This window comes from Streptomyces sp. NPDC107559 (assembly GCF_055657365.1).
In genome coordinates this window covers 460,698-481,064 of record NZ_JBVKBD010000006.1, presented here as the reverse complement: position 1 = coordinate 481,064, position 20,367 = coordinate 460,698, and the positions used below count along the sequence as shown (strand labels likewise).

At 72.4% G+C, this 20,367-nt stretch carries 18 protein-coding genes and 1 pseudogene; 10 read left to right on the top strand and 9 right to left on the bottom strand.

What is annotated here, in order from left to right; genetic code table 11:
• Positions 1-122 precede the first annotated feature (122 nt).
• Entirely contained in the window at positions 123-1,478 is a 1,356-nt protein-coding gene (locus ACZ7OY_RS21250) for a M20/M25/M40 family metallo-hydrolase (RefSeq protein ID WP_471912793.1), read from the bottom strand.
• Positions 1,479-1,659: 181 nt separating this feature from the next.
• On the opposite strand from ACZ7OY_RS21250, the gene ACZ7OY_RS21245 reads away from it, so the two are divergent.
• Positions 1,660-3,084, top strand: coding sequence for a geranylgeranyl reductase family protein (locus ACZ7OY_RS21245; RefSeq protein ID WP_471912792.1), 1,425 nt, complete (start codon positions 1,660-1,662; stop codon positions 3,082-3,084).
• A gap of 7 nt (positions 3,085-3,091) precedes the next feature.
• Here the strand turns inward: ACZ7OY_RS21245 and ACZ7OY_RS21240 are convergent, their stop codons facing one another.
• Positions 3,092-3,541 (bottom strand): nitroreductase family deazaflavin-dependent oxidoreductase, encoded by a 450-nt coding sequence (locus tag ACZ7OY_RS21240; protein WP_384723689.1) that lies wholly within the window; start codon positions 3,539-3,541, stop codon positions 3,092-3,094.
• A gap of 205 nt (positions 3,542-3,746) precedes the next feature.
• Between ACZ7OY_RS21240 and ACZ7OY_RS21235 the strand changes: the two genes are divergently transcribed.
• From ACZ7OY_RS21235 to ACZ7OY_RS21225, 3 genes are all read left to right on the top strand, one after another.
• Positions 3,747-4,520, top strand: a complete 774-nt coding sequence (locus tag ACZ7OY_RS21235; protein ID WP_471912791.1) for a TetR/AcrR family transcriptional regulator — start codon at positions 3,747-3,749, stop codon at positions 4,518-4,520.
• 216 nt (positions 4,521-4,736) lie between these two features.
• Complete coding sequence (locus tag ACZ7OY_RS21230) at positions 4,737-6,041, top strand: sensor histidine kinase (protein WP_471912790.1); 1,305 nt, start codon at positions 4,737-4,739, stop codon at positions 6,039-6,041.
• Positions 6,038-6,703 (top strand): response regulator, encoded by a 666-nt coding sequence (locus ACZ7OY_RS21225; protein ID WP_471912789.1) that lies wholly within the window; start codon positions 6,038-6,040, stop codon positions 6,701-6,703. Before ACZ7OY_RS21230 ends, ACZ7OY_RS21225 begins: the two co-directional genes overlap by 4 nt.
• On the opposite strand, the pseudogene ACZ7OY_RS21220 reads toward ACZ7OY_RS21225, so the two are convergent.
• Both ACZ7OY_RS21220 and ACZ7OY_RS21215 read right to left on the bottom strand, forming a co-directional pair.
• Positions 6,664-6,985: pseudogene (locus ACZ7OY_RS21220) on the bottom strand (DUF6332 family protein). The gene ACZ7OY_RS21225 and the pseudogene ACZ7OY_RS21220 sit on opposite strands and share 40 nt — an antisense overlap.
• Positions 6,986-7,102: 117 nt before the next feature.
• Complete coding sequence (locus tag ACZ7OY_RS21215) at positions 7,103-8,593, bottom strand: MFS transporter (protein WP_471912788.1); 1,491 nt, start codon at positions 8,591-8,593, stop codon at positions 7,103-7,105.
• 85 nt (positions 8,594-8,678) lie between these two features.
• Here ACZ7OY_RS21215 and ACZ7OY_RS21210 point away from each other — a divergent pair, with 85 nt between their 5' ends.
• A complete protein-coding gene (locus ACZ7OY_RS21210; protein ID WP_471912787.1) occupies positions 8,679-9,083 on the top strand; it encodes a MarR family winged helix-turn-helix transcriptional regulator in 405 nt (134 codons plus the stop codon).
• Between the two features lie 24 nt (positions 9,084-9,107).
• Here the strand turns inward: ACZ7OY_RS21210 and ACZ7OY_RS21205 are convergent, their stop codons facing one another.
• Entirely contained in the window at positions 9,108-9,845 is a 738-nt protein-coding gene (locus ACZ7OY_RS21205) for a maleylpyruvate isomerase family mycothiol-dependent enzyme (RefSeq protein WP_471912786.1), read from the bottom strand.
• A 72-nt stretch (positions 9,846-9,917) separates the two neighbouring features.
• Positions 9,918-10,817, bottom strand: a complete 900-nt coding sequence (locus ACZ7OY_RS21200) for an alpha/beta fold hydrolase (RefSeq protein ID WP_471912785.1) — start codon at positions 10,815-10,817, stop codon at positions 9,918-9,920.
• Positions 10,818-11,046: 229 nt separating this feature from the next.
• Between ACZ7OY_RS21200 and ACZ7OY_RS21195 the strand changes: the two genes are divergently transcribed.
• Positions 11,047-12,207: an NAD-dependent formate dehydrogenase gene (locus ACZ7OY_RS21195; RefSeq protein ID WP_471912784.1), complete on the top strand. Its 1,161-nt coding sequence runs from the start codon at positions 11,047-11,049 to the stop codon at positions 12,205-12,207.
• A gap of 39 nt (positions 12,208-12,246) precedes the next feature.
• Here ACZ7OY_RS21195 and ACZ7OY_RS21190 read toward each other — a convergent pair whose 3' ends face one another.
• Complete coding sequence (locus ACZ7OY_RS21190) at positions 12,247-14,085, bottom strand: glycoside hydrolase family 15 protein (RefSeq protein ID WP_471912783.1); 1,839 nt, start codon at positions 14,083-14,085, stop codon at positions 12,247-12,249.
• Positions 14,086-14,275: 190 nt separating this feature from the next.
• Entirely contained in the window at positions 14,276-15,055 is a 780-nt protein-coding gene (locus ACZ7OY_RS21185; RefSeq protein WP_471912812.1) for a DeoR/GlpR family DNA-binding transcription regulator, read from the bottom strand.
• A gap of 168 nt (positions 15,056-15,223) precedes the next feature.
• On the opposite strand from ACZ7OY_RS21185, the gene ACZ7OY_RS21180 reads away from it, so the two are divergent.
• Both ACZ7OY_RS21180 and ACZ7OY_RS21175 read left to right on the top strand, forming a co-directional pair.
• Complete coding sequence (locus ACZ7OY_RS21180) at positions 15,224-16,114, top strand: SIS domain-containing protein (RefSeq protein ID WP_471912782.1); 891 nt, start codon at positions 15,224-15,226, stop codon at positions 16,112-16,114.
• 146 nt (positions 16,115-16,260) lie between these two features.
• Positions 16,261-17,109, top strand: coding sequence for a class II fructose-bisphosphate aldolase (locus tag ACZ7OY_RS21175; protein ID WP_471912781.1), 849 nt, complete (start codon positions 16,261-16,263; stop codon positions 17,107-17,109).
• A 15-nt stretch (positions 17,110-17,124) separates the two neighbouring features.
• Here ACZ7OY_RS21175 and ACZ7OY_RS21170 read toward each other — a convergent pair whose 3' ends face one another.
• A complete protein-coding gene (locus ACZ7OY_RS21170; RefSeq protein WP_471912780.1) occupies positions 17,125-18,261 on the bottom strand; it encodes a methyltransferase in 1,137 nt (378 codons plus the stop codon).
• Between the two features lie 80 nt (positions 18,262-18,341).
• On the opposite strand from ACZ7OY_RS21170, the gene ACZ7OY_RS21165 reads away from it, so the two are divergent.
• Positions 18,342-19,007, top strand: coding sequence for an alpha-ketoglutarate-dependent dioxygenase AlkB family protein (locus tag ACZ7OY_RS21165; protein ID WP_471912779.1), 666 nt, complete (start codon positions 18,342-18,344; stop codon positions 19,005-19,007).
• Positions 19,008-19,119: 112 nt separating this feature from the next.
• Positions 19,120-20,367 (top strand): ROK family protein, encoded by a 1,248-nt coding sequence (locus ACZ7OY_RS21160; protein WP_351608544.1) that lies wholly within the window; start codon positions 19,120-19,122, stop codon positions 20,365-20,367.

The following is a 20,367-nucleotide window of genomic DNA, read 5'->3' as shown; positions in this document are numbered from 1 at the left end:
GTGACCGGTGACCGGTGTGCGGCCCGGTACGGCGGTCGGCGTGGCGTCCCTCCCGCAGATGTGACGGTGGGCCCCTGTGAATCGCCCCGTGGCGAGGGGCCCACCGGTGTGGACCGGGTGGCTCAGCCGGCCGCGTAGTTGAGCAGGAACAGCGCCTCGGCCACCGACAGCCGCTCCAGTTCGTCGGGGGACACGCTTTCGTCCGCCGCGTGGATCTGCGCCTCCGGCTCGCTCAGACCGATGAGCAGGATCTCCGCGTCCGGGTAGAGGGAGGCGAGGGTGTTGCACAGCGGGATGGAGCCGCCCTGGCCGGCGTACTGCATCTGCTGACCCGGGTACGCCACCGCCATCGCCTCGGCCATCGCCGTGTACGCCGGGCTGGACGTCTCGGCGCTGAACGCCTGACCCTGGCCGACCTGCTCCGTACGCACCCGCGCGCCCCACGGAGTGTGCGCCTCCAGGTGGGCCTGGAGCAGCTTCGTCGCCTCGACCGCGTCGACGCCCGGCGGCACCCGCAGGCTCACCTTGGCCCGCGCGCTCGCCTGCACGGACGGGGTCGCGCCGACGACCGGCGGGCAGTCGATGCCCAGCACCGTGACGGCCGGACGGGCCCAGATGCGGTCCGCGACCGTGCCGGAGCCGATCAGCCCGACGCCGTCGAGCACCTTGGCGTCCTGGCGGAACTGCTCCTCGTCGTACTGGAGTCCGTCCCACGGGGACGTCGGGGCGAGCCCGTCGATCGTCGTCGAACCGTCCTCGGCGCGCAGCGAGTCCAGTACGCGGATCAGCGCGCCCAGCGCGTCGGGCGCGGCGCCGCCGAACTGGCCCGAGTGCAGGTTGCCCTCGAGCGTGTCGACCTGCACGTTGAGCATCGTCATGCCGCGCAGGGTGGTGGTGACGGTCGGCAGGCCGACGCGGAAGTTGCCCGCGTCGCCGATGACGATCGTGTCGGCGGCCAGGAGGTCCGGGTGCTGCTCGGCGTACCGCTCCAGGCCGCCCGTGCCCATCTCCTCCGAGCCCTCGGCGATCACCTTGACGTGCACCGGGACACCGCCGTTCGCCTTCAGCGCACGCAGGGCGAGCAGGTGCATGATCACGCCGCCCTTGCAGTCGGCGGCGCCGCGGCCGTACCAGCGGCCGTTGCGCTCGGTCAGTTCGAACGGCGGGGTGGACCAGGCGGCCTCGTCCAGCGGCGGCTGCACGTCGTAGTGGGCGTACAGCAGGACGGTCCTGGCGCCCTCCGGGCCGGGCAGGTAGCCGTAGACCGACTGCGTGCCGTCGGGGGTGTCGAGCAGTTCCACGTCCGTGAAGCCCTCGGCGCGCAGGGCGTCGGCGATCCAGTTCGCGGCGCCCTCGCTCTCGCTCTTGGGGAACTGGTCGAAGTCCGCCACCGACTTGAAAGCCACCAGTTCGGTGAGCTCGGCCTTCGCCCTGGGCATCAGAGAGGCGACGGTCTCGGCGACCGGATTCGACGACATGGGCACGCTCCTCGTGGGTGCGACGTTGTACGTGTGAGTACGGATGATCGTGTCAGCGTATGCGCACCTGGGGTACAGGGCGCAAACGCCTCCGATACTCCCACAGCGGTCCGGGGGCACGGCCGCCGTAGGATGCGGGGGACAGGTGCGGCAGCGGCTTGATCGGGAGCAGTAGACCATCGTGAGCAGCGAGAACTCCGAGAACTCTTCGGCGGACGACGTGCGGCAGGTGTGGGACGTCGTCGTGGTGGGCGCGGGACCCGCGGGGGCCTCGGCCGCCTATGCGGCGGCGGTCGCGGGGCGGCGCGTCCTGTTGCTGGAGAAAGCGGAGCTGCCCCGCTACAAAACGTGCGGCGGCGGCATCATCGGACCGTCGCGGGACAGCCTGCCGCCCGGCTTCGAACTGCCGTTGCAGGACCGGGTGCACGCGGTGACGTTCTCGAACAACGGCCGGTTCACCCGGACCCGGCGCTCCAAGCGGATGTTGTTCGGGCTGATCAACCGGCCCGAGTTCGACCAGCAGCTGGTCGAGCACGCCCAGAAGGCGGGCGCCGAGCTGCGGACCGGCGTCACCGTGCAGCGGGTCGAGCAGCACGGCTCGGCCGTACCGGACCGGCGCACGGTCGCCGTCGTCCTCCAGGGCGGCGAGACGGTGCTCGCGCGGGCGGTGGTCGGCGCGGACGGCAGCGCCAGCCGCATAGGGGCGCATGTCGGAGTGAAGCTCGACCAGGTGGACCTCGGCCTGGAGGCGGAGATCCCGGTGCCGGACACGGTCGCCGAGGACTGGCGGGGGCGGGTCCTCATCGACTGGGGACCGATGCCCGGCAGCTACGGCTGGGTGTTCCCCAAGGGCGACACGCTGACGGTCGGTGTGATCTCGGCCCGTGGCGAAGGCGCCGCGACCAAGCGCTATCTGGAGGACTTCATCGCCCGGCTCGGCCTCGCGGGCTTCGAACCGAGCATCTCCTCCGGGCATCTGACCCGCTGCCGGGCCGACGACTCGCCGCTGTCGCGCGGTCGGGTCCTGGTGTGCGGGGACGCGGCCGGGCTGCTGGAGCCGTGGACGCGCGAGGGCATCTCGTTCGCGCTGCGCTCCGGACGGCTCGCGGGCGAATGGGCGGTCCGCATCGCCGAGGCGCACGACGGCGTGGACACCCGCAGGCAGGCCCTGAACTACGCCTTCGCGATCAAGGCCGGGCTGGGTGTGGAGATGAGCGTCGGCAAGCGGATGCTGGCGGTGTTCGAGCGGCGGCCCGGCGTCTTCCACGCGGCTCTCACGGGATTCCGGCCCGCCTGGCGGGCGTTCGCGGACATCACCCGGGGCGCGACGACCCTGGGTGAACTCATGCGCGGCCACCCCCTCGCCCAGCGCGCCCTGACCGCGCTGGACCGCCGGCCCACGGCGGACGCGGCGAGTGACGCGGCCGACGCCGACGGTGTGGCCGGTAAGGGCAATACGCGTGGTGCGCGCGGTGCGAGCGCCAGGGGTGGCGCCGCTGTCGCGGACGGCGAGGGCGCCGAGACGCGCGAGGCCGACGGCGTCCGCGAGACGGACGAGGGCCGCGAGGCCGACGATGTGCGCGAGGCCGACGAGACCGGCTCCTGACGCTCGTTCAGCCCTTGAGGCTGATGAGGAAGACCGGGTGGTCCGGCGCGATCCGGCGAAGGTCGGCGTCGGGGGAGTCGGGCCCGACGCCCTTGAAGAAGACGCCTACCTCGGCCTTCCAGCGCTTGAGGTAGGCGCGCAGCAGCGGGACCTTGTCGTCGTCGGCGACCTCGGTCGCGGTGAACTCGTCGACGTTCTTGCCCAGACGCAGTTCACCGCCGCCGGCCGCCCGCATGTTGTGCGTCCACTGGACGTGACCGCGAGGGGCGAGCAGGTACTGACGGCCGTCCACCGTCAGGAGGTTCACGGGGGTGGTCCGCCACTCGCCGCTCTTGCGGCCGCGGACCGCCAGTACCCGAGAGCCCCAGACGCTGATGCCGCGGCGGGTGATCCAGGCGACGGCACGGTTGAAGACGTTGATGGTGAACCAGCCGGGCTTCATCGCGTGCGTGGACATGGCTACTTCCTCCTGGAAGCTCTCGGGGAGCGCATTGCGTGAGCACTGCTCTCGCTTGATGGACAGTCTGCTGGAGATCGGTGATCCATAGCAAGAGCAGTGCTCTCGTTTTTTTGCGGTGCTCTCATTTCTTGGCGGCGCTCTCGCTTCGTTGCACTGCTCTCGGTTGTGTGCACTGCTCCCAAAACGTGCAACACTCGCTCGTATGAGCAACCCCCCACACGGCACCGGAGACAGCACCGGACACGGCACCGGAGGCGGTGCCCCGGGCGGAGCGACCCGTGGCGCCCGCGCCCGCGCCCGGGTCGAAGTCACCGCGGCCATCAAGGACGAGGCGCGCAGACAGCTCGCGGCGGACGGCGCCGCGAAGCTGTCGCTGCGGGCCGTGGCGCGCGAGCTGGGGATGGTCTCGTCCGCGCTGTACCGCTACTTCCCCAGCCGTGACGACCTGCTCACCGCCCTCATCATCGACGCCTACAACTCCCTGGGCGAGAGCGCGGAGGCGGCGGAGGCCGCGGTCGCCGAGGCCGGTCCGCTGCGCAGATGGACCGCGGTGTGCGAGGCCGCGCGCGCCTGGGCGCTCGCCCACCCGCACGAGTACGCGCTGATCTACGGGTCCCCCGTGCCGGGATACTCCGCGCCGCAGACGACCGTTCCGGCCGCCGCGCGGGTCGGCATCCTCCTCATCGGCATCGTGCGGGACGCGCACCGGGGACTCGGGGTGGCCAAGCCGCCGCTGCCGGCCGAACTGCGCGCCGAGGCCGAGCGGATGACCGCCGACCTCGCACCCGATCTGCCCCCGGAGGTGGTCACGGCACTCGTCGCGGCCTGGGCGCAGCTCTACGGGCTGATCGGCTTCGAGCTGTTCGGGCAGTTCAACAGGGTCGTGGAGGACCGGGAGCCGTTCTTCCGGCTCGCGGTGGCCCGGCTCGCCCACGGCGTGGGGCTGGTGTACCCGCAGCAGGGCCGGACCGACTGAGCGGCTCGGCCGAGCAGACCGGATGCCCGGCCCGGCCATGCCCGGGCGGGGCACGCCCGTCGGTGCATGGGCGTACCGCGTGGCCGCACCGCGTGGCCGTACCGCGTGGCCGTACCGCGTGGGCGGGTGCCGCGGCGGCGTACTGCGCGGGGAGTACGAGTGATCGCCCCGACGGACGGACGCCCGCCGGGCGCGGCGGCGTCTAGCGTGGCGGACATGGACGAGCAGCGCGTATCCGACGACGGGCCGCCCCGGCGGTGGCGGCACGGGCCGCTGGGTCACCTCTGGGACGAGGAGGAGCGGGCTACCCGTTGGCCGTGGCGGTCCACCGTCGCGATCACCGTCTTCGTGCTCGGCGGGTCGGGCTTCGCGGCCCACGCCCAGCAGAGCGGACGGCTCCCGCTGGACGCCCTCGCGCGCGTGCTGCTGCTCGTCGGATCGGCTCTGCTCCTGTGGCGCAAGCGGTACCCGGCGCTCGTCGCCTTCGGCACGGCCGCGGCCACCCTGGCCTATCTGGCCGCCGGATACGCGTACGGGCCGGTCTTCCTGACCGTCGCCGTGGCCTGCTTCAGCGCGGTCCTCACCGGGCACCGCGGGGCCGCGTGGTCGGCGGTGGGGATGCTCTGGGCCGGCCATGTGCTGGTGACCCACTGGCTCTACCGGTGGCTGCCGCCGGCCGGCGATCCGGCCGCCTCCTGGTGGCAGGAGGTGGCCGTCGCCACCTGGGTGGTCGGGGTGCTGGCGGTGTCCGAGCTGGCCCGGACACGGCGCGAGCAGTGGACCCGGGAACGCGCCGAGCGGGCGCGGGCGGCGCGCCGGCGCGCCGACGAGGAACGGCTGCGGATCGCCCGTGAACTGCACGACGTCCTCGCGCACAGCATCTCCGTCATCAATGTGCAGGCGGGCGTCGGCCTGGCGCTCCTGGACACGGACCCGGAGCAGGCGCGCACGGCGCTCACCACCATCAAGGCCGCGAGCAAGGAGGCGCTCGGCGAGGTCCGCCAGGTGCTCGACACCCTGCGTACGCCGGGTGACGCGCCGCGTACGCCCGCGCCCGGCCTCGACCGGCTGCCCGAGCTGGTGGAGCAGGCGGCCGCCGCGGGGCTCACCGTCGAGGTCGAGGGGCGGCCGCCCCGGCTGGCGCCCGGCGCGGACCTCGCCGCGTTCCGTATCGTCCAGGAGGCCCTCACCAACGTCGTACGGCATTCCGGTTCGCGGCACGCGCGTGTGCGCGTCGAGCACGCCGGCGGCGAACTGCGGCTGTTCGTCGACGACGACGGGCCCGCGACCGGCGCCGACGCGGGCGGCAGCGGCAACGGCCTGGCCGGGATGCGGGAGCGGGCCGCCGCGCTCGGTGGCAGGATCGATGCGGGGCCGCGCCCGGACGGCGGCTTCCGGGTGCTCGCCGTACTGCCCTCGGAACGCAAACGGGATCGGGCACCATCACCGGCACCGACACCGGCACCAGGGTCGGGACCGGGATCGGTGTCGTCGCCGTCGAAGACCGAGGAGGATCGGTGATCAGCGTACTGCTGGCCGACGACCAGTCGTTGGTCCGGGCCGGATTCCGGGCGCTGCTCGACGCGCAGCCGGACATCGAGGTGGCCGCGGAGGCCGCGGACGGCGAGGAGGCACTGCGCGCGGTACGCGAACTGCGCCCGGACGTCGTCCTGATGGACATCCGCATGCCTCGCCTGGACGGTCTGGCAGCCACCCGTGGCATCACCGGCGACCCCGCGCTCGCGGGGGTCAAGGTGGTCATGCTCACCACCTTCGAGCTCGACGAGTACGTCTTCGAGGCGATCCGCTCGGGTGCCTCCGGCTTCCTGGTCAAGGACACCGAGCCGGAGGAACTGCTGCGGGCCGTGCGGGCGGTGGTCGAAGGGGCCGCACTGCTCTCGCCGGGTGTGACCCGCCGGCTGATCGCGGAGTTCGCGGCCCGTTCCAAGGAGCCCGCCGCCGCCGAGGACCTCGCCCGGCTCACCGAGCGGGAACGGGAGGTGATGGCTCTGGTCGGCATCGGACTGTCCAACGACGAGATCGCCCGTCGCCTGGTGGTCAGCCCGCTGACCGCGAAGACCCATGTGAGCCGTACGATGGTGAAGCTGGGCGCCCGGGACCGGGCCCAACTGGTCGTGCTGGCCTACGAGTCGGGACTGGTGCGACCGGGCTGGCTGGGCTGAGGAGGCCTAGCCGATCTCGTCGTCGGTGCCGGCGGTGGGGCGGCCGGTGAAGCGGAACAGCACGCTGACCACGCGTAGGGCGAAGAGCACGGTCGCGAGCGCGAGCCCCGCGCGCAGCAGCAACTTCTCCCAGCCGCCCGGAAGTTCGAAGAGCAGAGCGGGACCCGCCACCGCGCCGAAGACGAGTGCCGCGGCGAACGCCGCGCTGCACAGGGCGTATCCGATCTCGACCGTGATCGCGTCCCGTTCGGCCTGCGTGCGGCGTCCCCCGTAGCCCGTCATGCCACGAGTCAAACAGGCGTGTGCCCGGCGGGCAAGGAGCCCCGCCGGGCAGGTGCGCACAGCGGACATCCACCGACGGGTGGGTCCACCCCAGCCTCAAGTCGGCCTCGGCAGAAGCTAGTCGCGCACGCCCACGCGCTCCGCGTCCGCCTCGGGTTCCCGTGCCGTGGACCCGGCGACCACGATGCTCCGGCGGTCGGCTGCGCGGGTCCGCAGTCCCGTCAGGGTGATCAGCAGTCCGGCGAGGGCGATGCCGGTGACCACCACGAGTCCGGGCCGGTAGCTGTCGAGCACCGACTGCGGTGTGGCGTCGGGGGAGGTGTGCGCGGTCACCACGGCCGTGACGACGGCCAGGAAGAGCGCGCCGCCCACCTGTACCGAGGTGTTCAGCAGTCCCGAGACCATGCCCTGTTCGTGGTCCTCGACACCGTTGGTGGCCTGGATGTTGAGCGAGGGGAAGACGAGCGCGCAGGCCGCGCCGATCAGCAGCATGCTCGGCAGGATCACGGCCGCGTACGCCGGGTCGAGGTCGACCCGCAGGAACAGGGCGTACCCGACGGCCATGAGCGCGAAGCCCGTCGCGATCAGCCGCTGGGTGCCGAAGCGGTCGACGATCGCGCCGACCTTCGTCGAGGACACCGCCACCAGCGCGCCGGCGGGCAGGAACGCGAGCGCGGTGTGCAGTGCCGACCAGCCGAGCAGCGACTGCATGTACAGCGTGACCAGGAACTGGAAGCCGACGTACGACCCGAAGAAGGCCATGGCGCCGAGCTGTGCGCGGATCTGGTTGCCGGAGCGGAGCACGCCGAGCCGGATCAGCGGCCCCGGCGAGCGTCGTTCGACCAGGACGAAGGCGGTCAGCAGGGCGGCGACGGCGAGGAAGGACAGCAGCGTGCGCGCGGACGCCCAGCCGGCCTCCGGTGCCTGGACGACGGTGAAGACCAGCAGCAGCATCGAGGCGGTGCCGAGGACGGCGCCGGGGATGTCGTAGCCCCGGTGGTTCCGCTCGCGTTCGCTGTGCGGCAGCAGCCGCAGTCCGGCGGCGAGCGCGAGCAGGGCGATGGGGGCGGGCAGCAGCATGGTCAGTCGCCAGCTGGCCTCGGTGAGCAGGCCGGACAGCACCAGGCCCATGGAGAAGCCGGTGGCGGCGCAGGTGGTGTAGATGGACAGCGCGCGGTTGCGCAGCGGGCCCTCGGGGAACGTCGTGGTGATGATCGACAGGCCGGCCGGTGCCGTGAAGGCGGCGCTCAGGCCCTTGATGAACCGGCTGGCGATCAGCAGCGGGCCGGAGTCGACGAGTCCGCCGAGCAGGGACGCGAGCGCGAACACGCCCAGGGCCACCAGGAAGACCTGGCGCCTGCCCAGCAGGTCGGCGGTGCGGCCGCCGAGGAGCAGCAGGCCGCCGTAGCCCAGGATGTAGCCGCTGACGATCCATTGCAGCGTCGAGGTCGACAGATGCAGGTCCGAGCCGATGGACGGCAGGGCGACGCCGACCATCGACACGTCGAGCGCGTCGAGGAACATTGCGGCGCACAGCACCAGGAGGGTGCCCCAGAGCCGCGGGGTCCAGCGTCCGGCGGACGCCGGAGCGGTGAGCGGAGAGGTCATGACGACGAGACTACATGCACATGCATTGAATGCAAGCGCATTTAATTCTGATGCAACAAACCGGCTTCTCTGTTACGGTGCCGACATGGCGGCGGAGAAGGCCGAGCAGGCGCTCGTTGACCGGTGGCGGGACATCCTCGCGCTGCACGCGCGTACCCAGTGCGAACTGGACCGCATGCTGCACGGGCACGGTCTGTGCGGCAGCGACTTCGAGGTGCTGGACGTGCTGGCCGAAGGCATGGCGATGGACGGCACCTGCACCTTCCGCGTCCAGGAGATCTCCGAACGGGTCCATCTCAGTCAGAGCGCGTTGTCGCGGCTGATCGCCCGTCTGGAGAGGGACGGTCTGGTCGAGCGGGCCATGTGCCCGCAGGACCGGCGGGGAGTGCGGGTCGCCCTCACCGCCCAGGGTCGGGCCCTGCACGGTGAGGTGCGGCCGGTGCAGCGTGCGGTGCTGACGCGCATGCTGACGGACGGATCCGCCGACTGACCTCACGGCCGTCGGCGGCGAAGGTCAGCCGATCGCCGAGTTCTCGCGCCACAGCGCGGCCAGCGACGCGTCCCCCGTCACCTCCGGCACCGGCTGCCGGTTCCACAGCGCCAGGTACAACTGCGCGGCCGGACCGGCGAGTTCGCACTCCGCGTCGCCCGCGCCGTCCCGCGTGGTCACCGGCGGTTCCGGGGACAGCCGTACGGTCCACACCGCGTCCGTGTCCGATGCGCGTACCCGCAGCACCCGCGGCGTCTCCGCGCGCACCCGGCTGCGCGGCCGGGCGTGGAAGCCGCGCAGGAGCTCGTCGATGCCGTCCGTCGCGAAGTCCGCGGTGACCGGGCCCGGGGTGCCGTCGAGCGCCGACTCGGCGTCGTAGCGGTGGACGGCCGTCTCGTGCGCCTGCCGGCGGGCCCAGAAGAACAGGGGCGAGGGCACGGGCGCGGGGAGGAAGGTCCAGGCCGGCGTGTCGGCAGGCGCCGCGGTCAGGGTGTCGACGAGGTGCCGGTGTCCGGCGCGGTACCAGGCCAGCAGGTCGGCGCCGTCGAGCTCGGGCGGGTCGCCCATCGGCCGCGGGGAGGTGTGCCCCTCGGCGACGAAGGAGGCGGCCCAGCGGTGCACCGCGCCCGTGTGCCGCAGCAGGTCCCGCATCTGCCACCCCGGGCAGGTCGGCACCTTGGCGTCGGCCCCCGCCGCCTCCGCGGCCGCGGCCAGCGCCCGGCCCTCCCGGTCCAGGAACCCGATGAAGTCTTCAGTGTCCATGGGGTGAGTGTGCCGGACGGCGGGGGTGCGGGACCCGTACGGGGTCGTTGACCGTACGCCGTCCTCTTCGGCTCAGTTCGAGATCTGCTTCTCGTCGCTCCAGGGGTCGGCGGACCGGGTGTTCGGTGCGGTGCCGGTCTCGTCGTACGTCTGCAGATGAACGAGCAGCAGACGGTTCAGCGTCTCCGGCGCCTCCTCGGGGATCCAGTGGCTCACGCCCTGGAGGGTCTCGAACCGGTAGGGTCCGGCGACCCACTTCCGGGTTTCCTGTGCGGCTGCCGGGCCGAACGCGGTGTCCTGGGTGCTCCAGACGTACAGCGTGGGCACATCGATGACGCCGATCGCGCCTTCGGGGCGGCCGGACCGGTACCAGTTCAGCGCCGCGGTGAGGGCGCCCGGCCGGGACAGGTGCCGAAGGTAGGCGTCGGTGCTGGACTGCGGGATCTTCTCCGCGTAGAGGGCGCGGAGCAGTGCGGCGTCGTCGGCCAGCATGCGGTCCTCGGTCGTGGGCGTCTCGAGCCAGTCGCGCATGTAGTGGGATCGCGCGCGCTGGTCCTCATCGGCGCGCAGGGCGCCGGAGAGGGCGCGGGGGTGCGGGGTCGAGACGACCGTCAGGGTGCGGATGAGGCCGGGATGGGTATCGGCGGTCCACCACGCCACCGCGCCGCCCCAGTCGTGACCGACCAGGTCGAACCGTGCCCAGCCCAGCTCCTCCGTGATCGCGACGACGTCGTCGACCAGGACGCTCATGCGGTAGTCCTCGGGCCGCTCCGGGCGGACTCCGGGGGAGTAGCCGCGCTGGTCGGGTGCCACCACGCGGTAGCCGTGCGCGGCCAGCGCCGCGATCTGACGGTGCCACGCCAGCGACGTCTGCGGAAAGCCGTGCAGCAGCAGTACCGGGCGGCCCTCGGACGGACCGGCGGTGATGGCGTCGAACACACCCGCAGCCGTGGGGATCCTCAGCTCGGTCACGACCCACTCCTTCATACCGACTGGTCGGTCAGCCTTCAGGCTGCGGGAACCGATGTCAAGGCCGCGGTGGGCTCCGGAGCCCACGGGCGGCACGGCATCGATTCGCCTCGACGGGCACGGCTGATAGCCGCCGGCTATATCGGCATAGCGAGGATTGCTTTGACCAGGGCGTTTTACGGCGAGGATCGTGAACGGCACCTTCCCGCAACGCCAGTTGAGGAGCCGAGACATGGCCAAGGTGCTCTGCGTCCTGTACGACGACCCCACCGACGGATACCCGACGACATACGCGCGGGACGACCTCCCGGCGATCGACCACTACCCCGGCGGCCAGACCGCCCCCACCCCCGAGGCGGTCGACTTCACTCCGGGCCACCTGCTGGGCAGCGTCTCCGGTGAACTCGGCCTGCGCGGCTTCCTGGAGAAGGCCGGCCACACCCTCGTCGTCACCTCCGACAAGGACGGCGACGGCTGCGTCTTCGAGCGTGAACTGGCCGACGCGGACGTCGTGATCTCCCAGCCGTTCTGGCCGGCGTATCTCACGCCCGAGCGGATCGCCGCCGCGCCGAACCTCAAGCTGGCGATCACCGCGGGCATCGGCTCCGATCACGTCGACCTCGAAGCGGCGGTCGCGCACCGGGTGACGGTCGCCGAGGTGACGTACTCCAACAGCATCAGCGTCGCCGAGCACGTCGTCATGATGACGCTGTCCCTCGTGCGCAACTACCTGCCCTCCCACCAGGTCGTCCTCGACGGCGGCTGGAACATCGCCGACTGCGTGGCCCGCTCGTACGACGTCGAGGGCATGCACGTCGGAACGGTCGCCGCAGGCCGCATCGGCCTCGCGGTCCTGCGCCGCCTCGCGCCGTTCGACGTGAAGCTGCACTACACCGACCGGCACCGGCTGTCCGAGGACATCGAGCGCGAGCTGGGGCTGGTCTGGCACGAGAGCGCCGCCGACATGGTCCCGTACTGCGACGTCGTCACCGTCAACGCCCCACTCCACCCGGAGACCGAGGGCCTGTTCGGCGACGAGCTGCTGGCCACCATGAAACGCGGCGCCTACCTGATCAACACGGCCCGCGCCAGGATCGTCGACCGGGACGCCGTCGACCGCGCCCTGCGCAGCGGCCGGTTGGCTGGCTACGCAGGCGACGTCTGGTATCCGCAGCCCGCCCCGGCCGACCATCCCTGGCGCACCATGCCCCACCACGGCATGACCCCGCACATCTCCGGCTCCTCCCTCTCCGCCCAGGCCCGCTACGCCGCGGGCACCCGCGAGATCCTGGAGGACTGGCTGGCGGGCCGTCCGATCCGCGACGAATACCTGATCGTCGACGGCGGCGGTCTGGCCGGAACCGGTGCGCACTCCTACTCGGTCGGCAGGTAGCCGAGGCGGGGCGCGGGTCCAGGCGGGGGCACCGGGGCGTCAGCCCAGGGCGCGGTCCAGGCTGAAGGCCGCGCTGATGAGGGCGAGATGCGTGAACGCCTGGGGGAAGTTGCCCTGTTGCTCGCCGGTCTGACTGATCTCCTCGGCGTACAGGCCCAGATGGTTGGCGTACGTCAGCATCTTCTCGAACGCGAGCCGCGCCTCGTCCACCCGGCCCGCGCGCACCATCGCCTCCACGTACCAGAAGGAGCAGATGGAGAACGTGCCCTCGTCGCCGCGCAGTCCGTCGGGACTGGCCAGCGGGTCGTAGCGGTAGACCAGCGAGTCGGAGACCAGGTCGTTGGTGAGCGCGTCGAGGGTGGACAGCCACTTGGGGTCGGTGGGCGCGATGAACTTGGTGAGCGGCATCATCAGCACGGCCGCGTCCAGTACATCGCTGCCCTCGTACTGCACGAAGGCCTGACGGTCCTCGGACCAGCCCCGGCTGTGGATGCGCCGGTAGATCGTGTCGCGGCGCTGCTGCCAGCGGGCCAGGTCGGCGGGCAGGCCGCGCCGGTTGGCCATCCGGATGCCCCGTTCGATCGCCACCCAGCACATCAGCCGCGAGTACAGGAAGTTCTTGCGGCCGCCGCGCGTCTCCCAGACACCCTCGTCCGGCTGGTCCCAGTGCTCGCAGACCCAGTCGACCAGCGCGCACACATCGTCCCACTGCTCGCTGGAAATGGGCTCCGCCCACTTGTCGTAGAGATAGATGGAGTCGATCAGCGCGCCGTAGATGTCGAGTTGGAGCTGATCGGCGGCCGCGTTGCCGATGCGCACCGGCGCGGAGCCGTAGTGGCCCTCCAGATGGGGCAGTTCACGCTCCGGCAGGTCGGTGCGGCCGTCGATGCCGTACATGATCTGAAGGGGGCCGGACGGTTTGCCGTCGCCCGGAGTGATGTGCCGGGTCACGAACTTCATGAACGCCTGGGCCTCGCCGGTGAAGCCCAGCCGCAGCAGTGCGTAGACGCAGAAAGCCGCGTCGCGCACCCAGACGTAGCGGTAGTCCCAGTTGCGTTCACCGCCCAGTTGCTCGGGCAGGCTCGTGGTCGGCGCGGCCACGATCGCGCCCGTGGGAGCGTAGGTGAGCAGCTTCAGGGTGAGCGCGGAGCGGTGCACCATCTCCCGCCAGCGGCCCCGGTACTTGGAGGCGGACAGCCAGTGCCGCCAGTACGCCACCGTGGCGGTGAACTGCTCCTCGGCCTCCAGCCGGGGACACCGGCGCGGTGACACCTCGCCGCCGAGCTGGTCGAGCGCGAACACCGCCGACTCGCCCTCGGCGAGCTTGAAGTCCGCCCGCGCGTCCGCCCCGTCCGCCTCCAGGACGACCGTGGCGGTCAGTCCGAGGGAGAGCTTCGCGGACTCGAACACGGCCACGTCGCCGTGCACGTGCAGGGTGTGCGGCGAGGCGCCGTACTCGAAGCGCGGCGCCACCCGGACCCGGAAGGGGATCGAGCCGCGTACGCACAGCACGCGCCGGATCAACCGGTGGCGGTCGACCTCGCGGCCCTTGGCACAGGTGACCGGCATGAAGTCCTGCACCTCGCCGACGCCGTCCTCGGTGAAGAACCGGGTGATCAGGACGTTGGTGTCGGGGAAGTAGAACTGCTTGGTCCGGGCCGGCACGGTCGCCGCCAGTTCGAAGGAGCCGCCGCGCTCGGCGTCCAGGATGGAGCCGAAGACGCTGGGCGCGTCGAAGGAAGGACAGCAGTACCAGTCGATCGTGCCGTTCGATGCCACCAGCGCCACGCTGCGCAGGTCGCCGATCAGCCCGTGATCGGCGATCGGCACGTATTGCGCGCCCGCGGGCACGTCCTGGTCGAACGACGCCTCAGTCATCGCAGCCTCCCTGGGCCGGCCCGCATCACGCGGCTTCCAGCTTAGGCCGAACCCGGCAGAGGAGGGCTGGGAATCCCGCGCGGGCTCGGGTGTACGGTCCGACGACGGCGGGTGGCGCGGTCGGGCCTGCCGTCCGACGACGACGGGCGGCGCGGTCGGGCCTGCCGTCCGACGGCGGCGGGCGGCGTGGTCAGACGGCGAGGACCCGGATCCCCGCCTCCTCGAACCGGCGCAACGCGTCGGCGTCGGCCGCGGTGTCCGTGACCAGGGTGTCCACCGACCCGGCCGCGCAGATCCGGGCGAAGGCCCGACGGCCCAGTTTGCTGGAGTCCGCGGCGACGATCACCCGCTCGGCCCGCTCGCACAGCAGCCGGTTGACGGCGGCCTCCGCCTCGTCGTGGGCGGCGGCGCCATGGGTGACATCGAAGGACACGACCCCGAGGACCGTCACATCCAGCGTGATCTGGCCCAGTACGCCGTCCGCGAGCGGCCCGACCAGTTCGTACGACTGCGCCCGGGCGACCCCGCCGGTCACCACGATCTTGAACTGCGGGCGTACGGCCAGTTCGTTCGCGATGTTGAGCGCGTTGGTCACGACGGTCAGTGCGGGGGAGCCGTCGGCGAGGTCGCCGCGTACGGCCAGGGCCCGCGCCACCTCGGTAGTGGTCGTGCCGCCGGTGAGTCCGACCGCCTCGCCGGGCGCGATCAGCTCGGCCACGGCCTTGGCGACCCGCTGTTTCTCGGAGGCGTGGCGGGCGGTCTTGTAGCGCAGCGGCAGCTCGTACGACACCCCGTGCACCAGCGCCCCGCCCCGGGTGCGGACGAGCATCTGCTGCTCGGCGAGCTGGTCGAAGTCGCGGCGGATCGTGGCGGACGAGACCGCGAGGTCGGCGGCCGCCTCCTCGACGTCCAGCCGGCCGCGCTCGACGAGCAGCTCCAGCAGCGCCTTCCAGCGCGCGTCGCGCGACATCCGCACCTCTCCGTTCGTCCACGGCACTCGATGTGCGTCCACGGCATTCGATCTCCCGGCGACCCTAGCGCAGGTTGACCCGCTCCGAATGCTTGAAGATGCTCGAAAGTGCGCTGTATCTTGCAGGAACAATCAGCTGGACTCCGATTCTCCCGGGAGGGGCACGGCGTGAGCCATGTCGAGGAGGAACTGAACAGTCAGCCGGAGTGCTGGACCCGTGCGGCCGCCCAGGCGGCGGAACACCGTGCGGTACTGCCGGCGCCGGGGGAGCGGGTCGCGGTCGTCGGCTGCGGTACCTCGTACTTCATGGCCCAGGCGGCGGCGGGCCTGCGCGAGGCGGCGGGTCAGGGGGAGACCGACGCCTTCGCGGCCTCGGAGTTCCCCCATGGGCGGGCCTACGACCGGGTCGTCGCCCTCACCCGCTCGGGCACCACCACCGAGGTGCTGGAACTGCTGGCCCGGCTGCGGGGCCGTACCCGCACCGTCGCGCTGACCGCCGATCCCGGCACGCCCGTGACGGCCGCCGCCGACGACCTCGTCGTCCTCGACTACGCCGACGAGCGCTCCGTCGTCCAGACCCGCTTCGCCACCACGGCCCTCACCCTCTTGCGCGCCCGCTTCGGGCTGCACGACGACGCCGTGGTCACCGACGCCCGTACCGCGCTCGCCGCCGAGCTGCCCCAAGGGCTGGTCGACTGCGCCCAGTTCACCTTCCTCGGCCGTGGCTGGACGGTCGGTCTGGCGAACGAGGCCGGACTGAAGATGCGCGAGGCCGCACTGTCGTGGGCGGAGGCCTACCCGGCGATGGAGTACCGGCACGGCCCCATCAGCGTCACCACCGAGGGCACCGCCACCTGGATGTTCGGCGAGGCGCCGGAGGGGCTGGCCGAGCAGGTGGGCGCCACCGGCGGCCGGTGGGTGCGGGGCGATCTCGACCCGCTCGCCGAACTGGTCCGGGCCCAGCGGCTCGCCGTCGCGGTCGCCGCGGCCCGCGGCCTCGACCCGGACCGCCCGCGGCACCTCACCCGCTCGGTGATCCTCGCCCCTGGGCACCACTGATCCCCTACGGCCTCGGCCGCTCTTCCGCGACCCCCTCGGAACTCCCCGGATGTCTCCGAACTCCTTGTGGCTGCCTCCGAGTTCCCTCGATCTCCCCGATCTCCCCGTTCTCCCTGACAGCCGTGATCGCCCGGAAAGGAAGGGCCGTGCCCCTCACGACCACCGGCGAGCTCGTCGCCCGCGCCGCCGCGAGCCGTTCCGCCGTCGCCGCCTTCAACGTCATCACGCTGGAGCACGTCGAGGCCGTCATCGCCGGCGCCGAGACGGCCCGGTCGCCCGTCGTCCTCCAGGTCAGCGAGAACGCCGTCAGATTCCGCTACGGCCGGCTGCTCCCGCTCGCCCGCGCGGCGACGGCCGCCGCCGAACGCGCCGACGTGCCGGTCGCGTTGCACCTCGACCACGTCCAGAGCGACGCCCTGCTGCGCCAGGCGCCGGACGCCGGCTTCAGCTCGGTGATGTACGACGCCGCCCGTCTGCCGTATCAGGAGAACCTCGCCGCGACCCGGGCCGCCGCCGACTGGGCACACGCCCAAGGGCTGTGGATCGAGGCCGAGTTGGGGCAGGTCGGAGGCAAGGACGGAGCCCCGTCGCTCGATCCCCACGCACCCGGCGCCCGCACCGACCCCGCCGGGGCCCGCGCCTTCGTGACGGAGGCCGGTGTCGACGCCCTGGCCGTGGCCATCGGCAGCTCCCACGCGATGACCACTCGCACCGCCGTCCTGGACCACGCCCTCCTCGCCCGTCTCTCCGGCGCCGTCGGCATCCCGCTCGTCCTGCACGGCTCCTCCGGGGTCCCGGACGGCGAACTGACCGCGGCGGTCGGCGGGGGCATCGCCAAGGTCAACGTCGGCACCGCCCTCAACATCGCCATGACCTGCGCGATCAGGGACTTCCTCGCCGCGTACCCGGAGGCGGTCGACTCGCGCAAGTACCTCGCCGTGGGCCGGGCGGCGATGGCGGAGGCCGTGACCCGGATCATCAAGGTGCTCGGCTGACCGCCCACGGCCGGCTCACCCCCGCTTGACCGCCTTGAGCACCACGAACTTCGGGTCCCCGGCCACCAGTCGGCTGTTGCCGAACAGCCGCCGCAGCTTGACGTGGTAGCCCAGGTGCCGGTTGCCGATCACCCACAGCTCGCCGCCCGGCCGCAGCACGCGCTGCGCCCCGGCGAACATCCGCCAGGCCGTCGCGTCGGTCGTCGCCTGATGGGAGTGGAACGGCGGGTTGTTGAGGACGACGTCGACACTGCCGTCCGGCACACCGGACAGACCGTCCCCGACCCGGAACTCGGCGTGCCCCGGCACCCCGTTCGCCTTGTACGTCGCCTCGGCCGAGGCGACGGCCTGGAACGACTCGTCGACGAACAGCACTTCGGCGTCCGGTTCGGCCAGCGCCACCGCCGTACCGACGACACCGTTGCCGCAGCCCAGGTCCACCACCCGCCGGGCCCCCCGGCAGTCGGGCAGATGCCGCAGGAAGAACCGGGTGCCGATGTCGAGCCGGTCGGCGCAGAAGACGCCCGCGTGGTTGACGACCGTGCGCCCGGAGACGGCACCGACGCCGTCCGGGAGCGTGTACACGTAGGGCCATGGACTGGTCGGCCGCTTCAGCGCCGGGTCGGGCTCGCAGAAGATCAGGCGTGCCTTCTGCTCGGCCAGCGAGGTGCGGGTCGGTCCGAGGATCCGCTCGAACAGCCGCAGCGTCGAGGTGTGGATCTCCTTCACCATGCCGGTGCCGACCACGACCGTGTTCTCGTGCACCGCGGGTGCCAGCCGCAGCAGCTGCTCCTCCAGGAGCGCCAGGCTCTTCGGCACCCGCACCAGGAGCACGTCGATCCGCTCGGGCGGAGCGTCCTGGGTGGTCAGCAGCCGTACGGCCCCGGTCTCCACGTCGTTGCGGGCGAGGTTGGCCCGCGTCGCCTCCTGCGCGAGGAACGAGTCGGTGATCTGTGTCGGCCGGTGCGCCGCCAGCGCGGTGACCAGGGCACCCCAGCGGTCGCCCACGACCACGACCGTGCCGGCCGGTGACACGGGCTGCTCGGCGAGGTACCGCAGGAGATACGCGTCGGAGGCGTCCCAGGCCCGCAGCCGGTCGCGCGGGTCGTCGGGGAAGCGGGCCAGCAGGAGCTCGCCCCAGGGAGTCGTCATACGGTCGTTCATCGTGCGTCAAGGCTAGCGGAGCCGCAGTTCAGGGCCGGTGCCACGACCCGGTGCGGGAGGATGGGGCCATGGACGCCGAACTGTTCCCCCGGGACCGTACGGACCTCGCGCCGGGCGCGGTCCATGTGCCGGACTGGCTCGACGCCCGGGAGCAGCGGGAACTGCTCGAAGCCTGCCGCGAGTGGGCACGTCCGCCGGCCGGGCTGCGCACGGTGGTCACGCCCGGCGGCGGGACCATGACGGCCCGGCAGGTCTGTCTGGGCTGGCACTGGTACCCGTACGCCTACGCCCGCACGGTCGTCGACGGGGACGCCGCGCCGGTGAAGCCGTTCCCCGCCTGGCTGGGTGAGCTGGGCCGACGCGCGGTGCGCGACGCGCTCGGCCCGGACGCGGCGACGGCGCCGGGCACGGCGGCGGCCTACGACATCGCGCTGATCAATTTCTACGACGGCGACGCCCGGATGGGCATGCACCGCGACGCCGACGAGAAGTCCGAGGCCCCCGTGGTGTCCATGAGCCTCGGCGACACCTGCGTCTTCCGCTTCGGCAACACGCAGACGCGGGCGCGCCCGTACACGGACGTCGAACTGCGCAGCGGCGATCTGTTCGTGTTCGGCGGGCCGTCGCGGCTCGCCTACCACGGGGTGCCGCGGGTCCACCCGGGCACCGCCCCGGCCTCGCTGGGGCTGACCGGACGGCTGAACATCACCCTGCGGGTGAGCGGGCTGGGCTGAAGGCCCCGCCGCGTGGAGCGGTGAGCCGTTCCACCCCCGGTGAATCCGACGTGGGCATGTCGATACGGTCGCGATCGCCGGCCGTCGAGCGGATCATGGGAGACTCGCTCTCATGAGCGGCAAGGCGGAGCCCCGGCAGGCAGGGGAAGGGACCACCTCCAGGACACGGCTGGACCGGGGGCGCGGTGCGCTCGGACCCGCGCTGGAGCTGGTGCACACCGGGCGTGCGCCGACCCGGGCCGTGCTGACCGCCGAACTGGGCGTCACCCGTGCCACGGCGGGCGCCGTGGCCGTGGAGCTGGAGGCACTCGGCCTGATCAGGGTCGACGCCAGGCCCGCCGCCGCCGGATCGCAGGGCCGGCCCTCGCACCGGCTCGAACTCGCCGAGGACGGGCCCGTGGCGCTGGCCGCGCAGGTGCACGCCGACGGGTTCCGGGCCGCGCTGGTCGGACTCGGCGGCCGGATCGTCGCGACCGCACCCGGTTGCGAGGCGGTCGACGCCGATCCGGCGAAGGTGCTCGGCTCCGTCGTGGAGGTGGGTGCCGAACTGCTGCGGCGGACCGGGCGGCGGTGCGTGGGCGCAGGGCTCGCCGTGCCGTCCGCGGTCGCCGAACCCGAGGGCCTGGCCCTGAACCCGCTGCACCTGGCCTGGCCCGCGGGGGCGCCCGTACGGGAGATCTTCGCCGAGCAGGTGCATGCCGCGGGCATCACCGGTCCGGCGTTCGCGGGCAACGACATCAACCTCGCCGCGCTCGCCGAGCACCGGCACGGCGCCGGACGCGGGGCCCGCGACCTGCTGTGCGTGGCCACCGGACACCGAGGGGTCGGCGGTGCGCTGGTACTCGACGGGCGTCTGCACACCGGCAGTTCGGGCCTGGCCCTGGAGGTCGGCCATCTCACCGTCAACCCCGAGGGCGGCCACCCCTGTTACTGCGGCAGCCGCGGCTGCCTCGACGTGGAGACGGACCCGTTGGCCCTGCTCACAGCGGCGGGCCGGGCGCCGGGCCCCGAGGAGTCCCTGCTGAAGCAGGCCGACGACCTGATCCGCGACGAGTACGCCGACCCGGCGGTCCGTACCGCCGTCGAGGCCCTGATCGACCGGTTGGGCCTCGGACTCGCCGGACTGGTGAACATCCTCAACCCCGACCGCATCATCCTCGGCGGTCTGCACCGCACCCTCATCGACGCCGACCCGGACCGGCTGCGCGCGGTGGTCGCCGACCGCAGCCTGTGGGGCCGCAGCGGGGGCGTGCCCATCCTGGCCTGCTCACTGGACCACAACAGCCTGGTGGGAGCGGCGGAGCTGGCGTGGCAGCCGGTGCTCGACGACCCCCTGGGCGCACTGACCGCGCACGCGTAG

Excerpts from the sequence above, each read along its gene's own strand:
- ACZ7OY_RS21250 (WP_471912793.1), bottom strand. The coding sequence starts at position 1,478 with ATGTCGTCGAATCCGGTCGCCGAGACCGTCGCCTCTCTGATGCCCAGG.
- ACZ7OY_RS21190 (WP_471912783.1), bottom strand. The coding sequence starts at position 14,085 with ATGACTGAGGCGTCGTTCGACCAGGACGTGCCCGCGGGCGCGCAATAC.
- ACZ7OY_RS21165 (WP_471912779.1), top strand. The coding sequence starts at position 18,342 with ATGGACGCCGAACTGTTCCCCCGGGACCGTACGGACCTCGCGCCGGGC.
- ACZ7OY_RS21240 (WP_384723689.1), bottom strand. The coding sequence starts at position 3,541 with ATGTCCACGCACGCGATGAAGCCCGGCTGGTTCACCATCAACGTCTTC.
- ACZ7OY_RS21160 (WP_351608544.1), top strand. The coding sequence starts at position 19,120 with ATGAGCGGCAAGGCGGAGCCCCGGCAGGCAGGGGAAGGGACCACCTCC.
- ACZ7OY_RS21235 (WP_471912791.1), top strand. The coding sequence starts at position 3,747 with ATGAGCAACCCCCCACACGGCACCGGAGACAGCACCGGACACGGCACC.
- ACZ7OY_RS21170 (WP_471912780.1), bottom strand. The coding sequence starts at position 18,261 with ATGACGACTCCCTGGGGCGAGCTCCTGCTGGCCCGCTTCCCCGACGAC.
- ACZ7OY_RS21205 (WP_471912786.1), bottom strand. The coding sequence starts at position 9,845 with ATGGACACTGAAGACTTCATCGGGTTCCTGGACCGGGAGGGCCGGGCG.
- ACZ7OY_RS21215 (WP_471912788.1), bottom strand. The coding sequence starts at position 8,593 with ATGACCTCTCCGCTCACCGCTCCGGCGTCCGCCGGACGCTGGACCCCG.
- ACZ7OY_RS21195 (WP_471912784.1), top strand. The coding sequence starts at position 11,047 with ATGGCCAAGGTGCTCTGCGTCCTGTACGACGACCCCACCGACGGATAC.
- ACZ7OY_RS21210 (WP_471912787.1), top strand. The coding sequence starts at position 8,679 with ATGGCGGCGGAGAAGGCCGAGCAGGCGCTCGTTGACCGGTGGCGGGAC.
- ACZ7OY_RS21185 (WP_471912812.1), bottom strand. The coding sequence starts at position 15,055 with ATGTCGCGCGACGCGCGCTGGAAGGCGCTGCTGGAGCTGCTCGTCGAG.
- ACZ7OY_RS21230 (WP_471912790.1), top strand. The coding sequence starts at position 4,737 with ATGGACGAGCAGCGCGTATCCGACGACGGGCCGCCCCGGCGGTGGCGG.